Annotated in this window: 8 protein-coding genes; 5 read left to right on the forward strand and 3 right to left on the reverse strand. The window is 67.7% G+C overall.

The features are described 5' to 3' along the window. The 3 genes from RMO97_RS09910 to flbT form a co-directional block, all read right to left on the reverse strand. On the reverse strand, positions 1-3456 hold a 3456-nt coding region (locus tag RMO97_RS09910), incomplete at its 3' end, for a beta strand repeat-containing protein (RefSeq protein ID WP_409035305.1). Between the two features lie 646 nt (positions 3457-4102). Beyond that, positions 4103-4468, reverse strand: coding sequence for a flagellar biosynthesis regulator FlaF (flaF, locus tag RMO97_RS09915; protein WP_310540726.1), 366 nt, complete (start codon positions 4466-4468; stop codon positions 4103-4105). After that, positions 4434-4856 (reverse strand): flagellar biosynthesis repressor FlbT, encoded by a 423-nt coding sequence (flbT, locus tag RMO97_RS09920; protein WP_293494890.1) that lies wholly within the window; start codon positions 4854-4856, stop codon positions 4434-4436. Before flbT ends, flaF begins: the two co-directional genes overlap by 35 nt. 242 nt (positions 4857-5098) lie before the next feature. On the opposite strand from flbT, the gene RMO97_RS09925 reads away from it, so the two are divergent. The 5 genes from RMO97_RS09925 to RMO97_RS09945 all read left to right on the forward strand — a co-directional run. Next, a complete protein-coding gene (locus tag RMO97_RS09925; protein WP_310540731.1) occupies positions 5099-6889 on the forward strand; it encodes a tetratricopeptide repeat protein in 1791 nt (596 codons plus the stop codon). Then, complete coding sequence (locus RMO97_RS09930) at positions 6886-7347, forward strand: DUF3429 domain-containing protein (protein WP_310540733.1); 462 nt, start codon at positions 6886-6888, stop codon at positions 7345-7347. The genes RMO97_RS09925 and RMO97_RS09930 overlap by 4 nt, the downstream gene beginning before the upstream one ends. Position 7348: 1 nt before the next feature. Beyond that, complete coding sequence (locus RMO97_RS09935; RefSeq protein ID WP_310540734.1) at positions 7349-8077, forward strand: SDR family NAD(P)-dependent oxidoreductase; 729 nt, start codon at positions 7349-7351, stop codon at positions 8075-8077. An 85-nt stretch (positions 8078-8162) separates the two neighbouring features. Then, the gene (locus tag RMO97_RS09940; protein ID WP_310540735.1) at positions 8163-8489 is read left to right on the forward strand and encodes a hypothetical protein; all 327 of its coding nucleotides are present in this window, start codon (positions 8163-8165) and stop codon (positions 8487-8489) included. A 134-nt stretch (positions 8490-8623) separates the two neighbouring features. Beyond that, on the forward strand, positions 8624-9308 hold a 685-nt coding region (locus RMO97_RS09945), incomplete at its 3' end, for a MoxR family ATPase (protein WP_310540736.1).

Below are 9308 nucleotides of genomic sequence, written 5' to 3' on the forward strand. Positions count from 1 at the left end.
CTGGGTCGAGGACAGTTCGGCCACATCGGTGGTGTCCAGGGCCCTGAGCTGGGTCGTGGATAGCGCCTTAACCTGGGTCACGGAGATCGCCGCCACCTGGGTGGCGTCGAGGGCCGAGATGTTGGTGGCCGTCAGGGCGCCGAGCTGGCTCGGAGTCAGGGCCCCGATCTGGGTGTCGGCGAACTCGGCGATGTCGGTGGTGCTGAGACCGGCGAGCTGGCCGGCGGTCAGGGACTTCATCTGGGTCGTGGACAGCGCCCCGACCTGGGTGGCGTCGAGGTTGGAGAGGTTGGTCGCCGTCAGGGCGGCCAACTGCGTGCCGGCCAGGGCCCCGATCTGGGTGGCGGTGAACTCACCGATATCGGTGGCGCTCAGGGCGGAGATCTGGGTGGTCGCCAGGCCCTTGACCTGGGTCGTGGAGAGCGCGGCGGTCTGGGTGGCGTCCAGGCCGGAAATGTTGGTGGTGGTCAGGGCGCCGACCTGGGCGGCCGAGAGCGCGCCCAGTTGGGTCGAGGTCAACTCCCCGAAATCGGTGGTGGAGAGACCCTTCACCTGGGTCGTGGTCAGACCGCCCACCTGGGTGGTGGTCAGGCCGCCGATCTGGGTCGCGTCCAGCCCCGAGAGGCTGGTGGCCGACAGGGCGCCGATCTGGGCCGCCGAGAGCGCGCCGAGTTGGGTGGTGTCCAGGCTGCCCAGGCTGGTGGAGGACAGGGCCCCGATCTGCGCCGCCGACATGGCGGCGACCTGGGTCGAGGACAGCTCGCTGACATCAGTGGTGTCGAGCGCCCTGAGTTGGGTGGAGGTGAGCGCCTTGATCTGGGTGGTGCTGATCGCGGCCACCTGGGTAGCGTTCAGGGCCGAGAGGTTGGTCGCCGTCAGCGCGGCCAGTTGGCCGGTCGCCAAGGCCCCGATCTGGGTGTCGGCGAGCTCGCCGATGTCCGTGGTGGAGAGGCCGGCGAGCTGGCCGGTGGTCAGGGACTTCACCTGGGTGGTGGAGAGCGCGGCGACCTGACTGGCGTCCAGGGCCGAGATGTTGGTGGCCGAGAGCGCGGCGATCTGGGTGCCGCCAAGCGCGCCGATCTGGGTGGTCGTCAGTTCGCCGATGTCGGTGGCGTTGAGTCCCGAGAGCTGGGTGGCCGCCAGGCCCTTGACCTGGGTGGTGGTCAAGGCGGCCGTCTGGGTCGCGTCCATCGACGAGATATTGGTGGCCGAAAGGGCCCCGATCTGTGAGGCCGACAGGGCGCCGATCTGGGTCGAGGTCAGTTCGCCAAAGTCGGTGGTCGACAGGGTCTTGAGCTGGGTGGTGGTCAAACCGCCGACCTGGGTGGTGGTCAGCGAACCCGTCTGTGTGGCGTCCAGGGTGGAGAGGCTGGTGGACGACAGGGCGCCGATCTGGGCGGCGGTGAGCGCGCCCAGCTGGGTGGCGTCCAGCGCACCGATGTTGGTGGAGCTCAGGGCTGCGATCTGGGTCGTGGCCATGGCCGCGATCTGGGTGTCGGCGAGCTCAGCGACGTCGGTGGCGTCGAGGCCCCGCAGCTGGCTGACCGACAACGCCTTGACCTGGGTGGTGGAGAGCGCGGCCGTCTGGGTGGCGTCGAGAGCCGAGATATTGGTGGCCGTCAGGGACGCGATCTGGGCGTTGGACAGCGCCCCGATCTGGGTGGCGGTGAACTCGCCGATGTCGGTGGCGCTCAGCGCCGAAAGCTGAGTCGTGGCCAGACCCTTCACCTGGGTGGTGGAGAGGGCCGCCGTCTGGGTGGCGTCCAGGGCCGAGATGTTGGTGGCCGAGAGGGCTCCGAGCTGGTTGGCGCTCAGGGCGCCGATCTGGGTGGAGGTGAGCTCGCCGAAGTCGGTGGTGCTCAGGGACTTGAGCTGGCTGGTGGTCAGGCCGCCCACCTGGGTGGTGGTGAGGCCGCCGATCTGAGTGGCGTCCAGCCCCGAAAGGCTGGTGTTGGACAGGGCCCCGATCTGGGCCGCCGTCAGGGCGCCGAGCTGGGTGGTGTCCAGGCTGCCGAGGCTGGTGGAGGACAGGGCCCCGATCTGGGCCGCCGACATCGCCGCGACCTGGGTCGACGACAGTTCGGCGACGTCGGTGGTGTCCAGCGCCCGGACCTGGGTCGCCGAGAGCGCCTTGATCTGGGTGGTGCTGATCGCCGCCACCTGGGTGGCGTCGAGGGCCGAGATGTTGGTGGCCGTCAGGGCGCCAAGCTGGCTTGGAGTCAGGGCCCCAATCTGGGTGTCGGCGAACTCGGCGATGTCAGTGGTGCTAAGGCCCGCGAGCTGGCCCGTGGTCAGACCCTTGACCTGGGTCGTCGACAGCGCGGCGACCTGGGTCCCGTCGAGGGCGGAGATCGCGGTCGCCGTCAGGGCGCCGATTTGGCTGCTGGAAAGGGCGCCGACCTGGGTGGTGGTCAGTTCGCTGACATCGGTCGCGCTGAACGACTTGAGCTGGGTGGTGGTGAGCCCCCCGAGCTGAGTGGTGGTGAGCGCGGCTGTCTGGGTGGCGTCCAGGCCCGAAATGGCCGTCGCCGACAGGGAGCCCAGTTGCGCAGCCGACAGGGCGCCGATCTGGGTGGACGTCAGCTCGCCGAAGTCAGTGGTCGACAGGGTCTTGAGCTGGGTGGTGGTCAAGCCGCCGACCTGGGTCGTGGTGAGCGAACCCGTATTTGTGGCGTCGAGGGCTGAGAGGCTGGCGGCGCTGAGGGCGCCGACCTGAGTCGAGCTCAGGGCTCCGACCTGGGTCGAGTCCAGGGCGCTGACCTGGGTGGTGGCCAGAACCCCGACCTGGGCCGTCGTCAGAGCGCCGATCTGGGTGCTGGAAAGCTCACCGATATCGGTGGTGCTGAGGCCCCTGAGCTGAGTGCTGGTGAGCCCCTTCACCTGGGTGGTGGACAGCGCGCCGATCTGGGTGCTGTCCAGGGCGGAGATGTTGGTGGCGGAAAGCGCCGCGACCTGGCCGGCCGACAGGGCGCCGACCTGGGTGGCGTCGAGCTCGCCGATGTCCGTGGTGGACAGGCCCGCCAGCTGGGTGGTGGTCACCCCCTTGATCTGGGTGGCGGTCAGCGCGCTGGCCTGGGTGTCGTCGAGGCCCGAGAGGTTGGTGGCCGAGAGCGCGCCGATCTGCGTCGCGCTGAGAACCGCGATGTGGGAGGTGTCGAGAGCGCCGAGCTGGGTGGAGGTGAGCGCCTTGACCTGGGGGGCGCTGAAGACCTGGAGCTGCGCGGTGTCGAAGACGATGGTTGTGTCGAAGTGCGGGATCTGGGTGGCGGAGAGCCCCTTCACCTGGGTGGCTGAGAGCGCTCCGACCTGGGTGGTGTCCAGCGCCGCGATCCCGGTGGTGTTGATCGCCCCGACCTGGGTCGCGCTGAGCGACTGGATCTCCGTCTGGGAGAGGCTCTGAATAACCGTGACCGAGAGGGCGCCGATCTGAGCCGCCGAGAGGCTGGAAATCGCCATATGAGCTTCCTAGTCGAGAATTTTGAGCGCGGGTTCAGGTCGATCGAAACGCAGTAGGTATGGAGAGCGCGATACTACCTGGACGCGTTTCCCCGACCCCACCCACAACAGAAACACTTACCAAGGTGTTACGATGATTCTTGGGGCCAGACGCCGTTATCCATAGGGGCCCGAAGTGTTGGGACAGATTAGAGCCCAGGGCGCAGGTGCACGGTCCCCGCTGGTCTTCAGCGGACAGAGAAACGACTCGCCGCCAGGGGGCCTTAGCCCCTCGCGGCGGCGGCTTCTCCAAGGCGATCCTGGCGCTGACGCTAGTTCCCCGCCATGCGGCCGACACAATCTGCATCCGTTGCGGCGCTTGGGGTTGCGGCGGCGCGCCGGGACGCCGCCGCCCTGCCCCCGACCCGCCGGCGGGCCACGCGCGGCCAGGCCCAGCGATGCTGCCTGGGCTTGCCGCCAGGCGCCGGCGGTCGCCCTGTCAAGTTGGGAGCCTCCACGGCGTCGAAGCCGCTCGGGAACCGCCCCGCGACCTTAGAGCGCACGCCGAAGATTTAATGCAACGCTTCGCTGAAAGCGGCCCGCGGGAGGCCTCATGGCCGGCCAGCGCCCAGAAACGGGTTGATTCGGGTCGATTCGCCCGCGGGGCTCAGACGGCCTCGGCCGCGCCGCCGCTTAGGCCCTGCATGATCATTCGATTGATGTCGATCAGGTCCTGGATGTCTTCCTGGCCGCGGATCGCCAAGCTGGTGTGTTTGCCGACCCAGATGGCCAGCGAGATGATCGAGGCGCGAAGGGATTCCGGCAGGGCGTTTTCCGGGGCGCCGCAGTCCGTGGCGAAGGCCGACCACATGCGGCGGTTCCAATCGAGCGCGTCAGCGCGGCCGCTCAGATCCGAGGGATCGAGCTTGGCCGCCTCCATGAGGGCGCGCGTCACCTGGCCGAAGAGACGATACTCGGTCTCGCGGGAGGTCTCGGCCCTAGCCGCGGTCTGCTGGTACGCTCGAAGCGACATTCGTCCCCAACCTCTGATCTTCGTACTCGATGAGCTTCCGGCAGAGCATCAGCGCCTTGTAGTATTCCTTTTCCATGCAGTGCTTTGAGATCGCCACGCACTCCGAGAGCACGGCGGGGTTCCGGATCACGCCCATGAATTCGGTCAAGCGGTGAACGAACTCGTCGTAGTAGCGGGGGGCGCCGGTCTCATCGAGGTACATCATCATCACCGGGAAGTAGATCCGGCGTGCCGGTGTGTTGACCTCTTCTTGCTGCATGATGTCCTTCTCGCGAAGGACTGAGGCCTTGTTCTGGAGGATCAGGACGCCACGACGGTCGCCGTTCTGGACGACTGCGCCGTTCAGCACGAATTTCTCGCCGGGCTTCAGCGACAATTTCAGCGGCACGACCCATTTCCCCTAAAAAAAACCTGCGCCGAGAGGGCGCGAATTCCTGACCTGGCCTGTCCCGGCGAAAGCTTCATTCCGGTACATACGACGCATAACCGCACGCTAGTTAACGACGCCTTGCGACGACCTGCGGCGTAAGCGCCGGACGTCTCGAGCCGCCCCGTGGTTAGCTCCAGGTTAACCATGACGACCTGTATTGGCGACATACGCACTCAGACGACTCACGAGGACCCCGGTTCATGCCGCGTTCGGCCAAGCCTACCGCCACCTCGCCCCTGGCGCTGGAATCGCGGGCTGCGCCGACACCTGTCCGGATGGCGGCCGAGGCCATGGGGACGGGCGGCGACCGCACCGCGCTGAACAAGTTGAACGCCGCCATCGGCGAACTGAAGACCCTGGCGATCCAGCCCCTGCTGCAGAACGCCGTCAACGCCCTGCGCAAGCAGAACCATGTGCGCGGCGCGGAATGGGCGCTCAAGGCGCTGGAGCAAGACGAGCGCAGTGGTTTCGCCTGGTACATGCTGGCGATCGCGCGCGAGATGGCCGGCGACTTCAAGGGCTCCATCACCTGCTACGAGGCGGCGCTCGCCCTCCTCCCCGACCATGCCGAACTGGCCAACAACCTGGGCCGCCTGGCCTACCGTCTGGGCCAGCTCACGGTGGCCGAGCAGTTGTTCCGGCACTTCCTGGCCCGCTTCCCCGACCACCCCGAGGGGGCTAACAACCTGGCCTGCGCCCTGCGCAGCCTGGGCCGGTTCGAGGAGGCGATCGAGGTGCTCAAGGGCGCCCTGACCAAGGACCCCGCCCATCCCATTGTCTGGAACACCCTGGGCACCGTGATGTCCGAGCAGGGCGATCCGGAGAACGCCCTGGTCTTCTTCGATGAGGCCCTGCGTCAGGACGCGAGCTTCGCAAAGGCCCGCTACAACCGCGGCAACATGCGGATGGCGATCGGCGACATCGCTGCATCCCTGGTGGACTGCGAGACCGCGCTGCGCCAGACGACGCTGGAATCCGAGCGCCAGATGATGCGCCTCTCGCGCTCCACCATCCTCATCAACCTCGGCCGGATCGGCGAGGGCTGGGACGACTACGAGGCGCGCCTGCACCCCCAGTTCGCCGATTCGACGCAGTTTATCACCGACCGCCCCTCCTGGAGGCCCGGGGACGATCTGGCCGGCAAGTCGCTGCTGGTGATCGGCGAGCAGGGCCTGGGCGATGAAATCCTGTTCGCCAATCTGCTGCCCGATGTGGTGGAGGCCCTGGGCCCTGAGGGGCGGCTGACCCTGGCCGTCGAGCCCCGCCTGATCCCCCTGTTCCAGCGCGCCTTCCCCAACGCCGAGGTCGGGCCCCACGCCACCTTCAACCACGAAGGCCGCGCCATGCGGACAGTTCCGTTCATGGCGGGTCGCCTTGAAAGCGTGGACCTGTCGGTCCCCATGGGCTCGCTGCTGCGCCAGTTCCGCCGGTCGGTGGCCGACTTCCCCCAGCGCGAGCGGTTCCTGCTAGCCGATCCGGACCGGGTGGCCCACTGGCGCGAGGTTCTGAAGACCGCGCCCGCCGGCAGGAAGGTCGGCCTGCTGTGGAAGAGCGCCATCGTCAGCGCCGGCCGCCACCGCTTCTTCTCCCCCTTCGAGCGGTGGGCGCCCATTCTCCGCACCCCCGGCGTCTGTTTCGTCAACCTGCAGTACGGCGACTGCAGCGAAGAGATCGAGCACGCGCGCCGCGACCTGGGAGTCGAAATCTGGACGCCGCCCGGCATCGACCTGAAGCAGGATCTCGACGATCTCGCCGCCCTCACCTGCGCCCTGGACCTGACGGTGGGATTCGCCAACGCCACCTCCAATATCGCCGCGGCCTGCGGCGCGCCCTGCTGGCTGATCTCCACACCGGGGGCCTGGCCGAGGGTCGGGACTGACCACTATCCCTGGTATCCTCAGATGCGGGTCTTCCTGCCGCCGGGCTTCCGGCAGTGGAAGGCGGTCATGGACGAGGTCGCCGGAGCCCTGGCGGAGTTCCTGGCGCCATGAAGGCGCGGCCCGACAACAGCCGGCCGCGCGCCGCGGTCCCATCCCTCGTGTTGATCTACGGGGTGTTGGGTCTTGCGCCCTTCCTGGCGCCCCCGCTAATCGGCCATCTCGCCCCGGAACGCTCAGGACTGGCGGCGACCGCCCTGGCGCTCTACGGCGGCCTCATCCTGTCCTTCCTCGGCGGCGCGCGATGGGGCATGGCGGTCATCGAAGACCGGCCCCGAGGCGTCGTCGTCACCCTGGCCATGATCCCAACCCTCGTGGGCCTCGCCCTGTTGATGCTTCCGCCGTCGGCGCAGACCGCCAAACTGGCGGGCTTGGCCGCCGCCCTGTCCGTGCATCTGGTGTGGGATCTTCGTAGCCCGGGCCTGCCGTCGTGGTACCCGTCCCTGCGGATCCTGCTGACCGCCGGGGCCGTGGTCGGCCTGGTCGCCGGGGCCGCCGTGCTGAGGGGCTGAGATGGCCTCCAGGCTGGCGATCGTCATCGGCGGCTCCGGCGGGATCGGCCACGCGCTCGCCCAGCGCCTGAGCGACAGCCCCGCCCATGATCTCGTCCTGTCGGTCTCGCGGCGGCGGCCCGTGGGCTGGCTCGACACCCCTCGCCAGGCGTGGATCGCCGCTGACATCCTGGACGAAGACAGCCTGGTCCGCGCGGCGGCGCACGCGGCCAGCCTGGGCGTTCCCCGACACATCCTGGTGGCCACCGGGCAGCTTCATGGCCCCGGCCTGGCGCCGGAGAAGACCATGCGTTCGCTCGACCTCGCAGCCCTCACCGCGCTGTTCGCCACCAACGCGGCGGGGCCGGCTCTGGCCGCCAAGCACTTCCTGCCCCTTACGCCCCGCGACACCCCGAGCGTCTTCGCCGCGCTCTCCGCCCGGGTGGGCAGCATCGGCGACAACCGTCTGGGCGGCTGGTACGGCTATCGCGCCTCCAAGGCCGCCCTCAACATGCTGATCCACACCTTGGCGATCGAGCACCGGCGCACCCGGCCGCTTGGCCTGTGCGTCGCCCTGCACCCCGGAACGGTCGACACCAATCTCAGCGCGCCTTTCCAGGCCGGCGTGGCCCCGGAGCGCCTCTCCTCCCCGCAGCGCTCGGCGCAGAACCTGCTGGAGGTCCTGGACAGGCTGAAGCCCGAGGATAACGGCGGCTTCTTCGCCTGGGACGGAACGCCCATTCCCTGGTGAGCGCGACCGAGGAACAGGCTGGCGGGCCGTGGGTTACCTCCTAACCGGCCCGCGGTTCCGCGGACCTCGCATCCAGGAGTTCACCATGCCCGGCGAGTTCGAAAATCAAGCCGATAGCCAGGACCAGGCCGAGGCCCTGGACGAAACGGTTCTGGACGACCGCGAGCAGGTCGGAGAGATGCGCACCTTCGAGGAACTGCCCGAGGTGCTCGATGTCACCCATGCGCCCGAGGACGACGACGACGAGCTGCTGGCCGACAATGACGACGAGCCAGGCCCGGACGATGTCGAGGGCCCGTTCGTCGTGCACGCCGGGGAGAGCGACGCCGAGCTCGACAAGCGGCTCGACGAGGGTCTGAAGCAGAGCTTCCCGGCGTCTGATCCGGTTTCGGTGACGCGGCGTGAAGACTAGGCGTTCCTCAACTTAGGCCTGGCGCGACGTTCAAGCCGCTTGAATGTCGCGGCTGTGCCTTTAGGTTGGGCCCAGGTTGAAACATTTGTTCGAGCGCGAGCGTCTTTTTACGCCCGCCCCTGGAGAGCCCTATTATGAGCGAGCGTCAGCGTTTTGAAGGCACCGACAATTACGTCGCCACCGAAGACCTCAAGGTGGCCGTCAACGCCGCCATTGCGCTTGAGCGTCCGCTGCTGATCAAGGGCGAGCCGGGCACCGGCAAGACCGTCCTGGCCTTTGAAATCGCCAAGGCGCTGGGCGCCGAGATGATCACCTGGCACATCAAGTCCACCACCAAGGCGCACCAGGGTCTGTACGAATACGACGCCGTCACCCGCCTGCGTGACAGCCAGCTCGGCGACGAGCGCGTCAAGGACGTGAAGAACTACATCAAGAAGGGCAAGCTCTGGGAGGCGTTCACCGCCGACAAGCGCCCCGTCCTGCTGATCGACGAGATCGACAAGGCCGACATCGAATTCCCGAACGACCTCCTGCTCGAACTCGATCGCATGGCGTTCCATGTCTACGAGACGAAAGAGACGATCACCGCAGCCGAGCGCCCGATCGTCGTCATCACGTCGAACAACGAGAAGGAGCTACCGGACGCGTTCCTGCGCCGCTGTTTCTTCCACTATATCAAGTTCCCGGATCGCGAGACGATGCAGGCCATCGTCGACGTCCATTTCCCGGGCATCCAGAAGATCCTGGTCAATCGTGCGATGGACATCTTCTACGACGTCCGCGACGTCCCGGGCCTGAAGAAAAAGCCCTCGACCAGCG

This window comes from Phenylobacterium sp. (assembly GCF_031425575.1).
Lineage (GTDB): Bacteria > Pseudomonadota > Alphaproteobacteria > Caulobacterales > Caulobacteraceae > Phenylobacterium.

Coding starts and splice junctions, on each gene's coding strand:
- RMO97_RS09935 (WP_310540734.1), top strand. CDS start 7,349: ATGGCCTCCAGGCTGGCGATCGTCATCGGCGGCTCCGGCGGGATCGGC.
- flaF (WP_310540726.1), bottom strand. CDS start 4,468: ATGTCGCTTCGAGCGTACCAGCAGACCGCGGCTAGGGCCGAGACCTCC.
- RMO97_RS09940 (WP_310540735.1), top strand. CDS start 8,163: ATGCCCGGCGAGTTCGAAAATCAAGCCGATAGCCAGGACCAGGCCGAG.
- RMO97_RS09925 (WP_310540731.1), top strand. CDS start 5,099: ATGCCGCGTTCGGCCAAGCCTACCGCCACCTCGCCCCTGGCGCTGGAA.
- RMO97_RS09930 (WP_310540733.1), top strand. CDS start 6,886: ATGAAGGCGCGGCCCGACAACAGCCGGCCGCGCGCCGCGGTCCCATCC.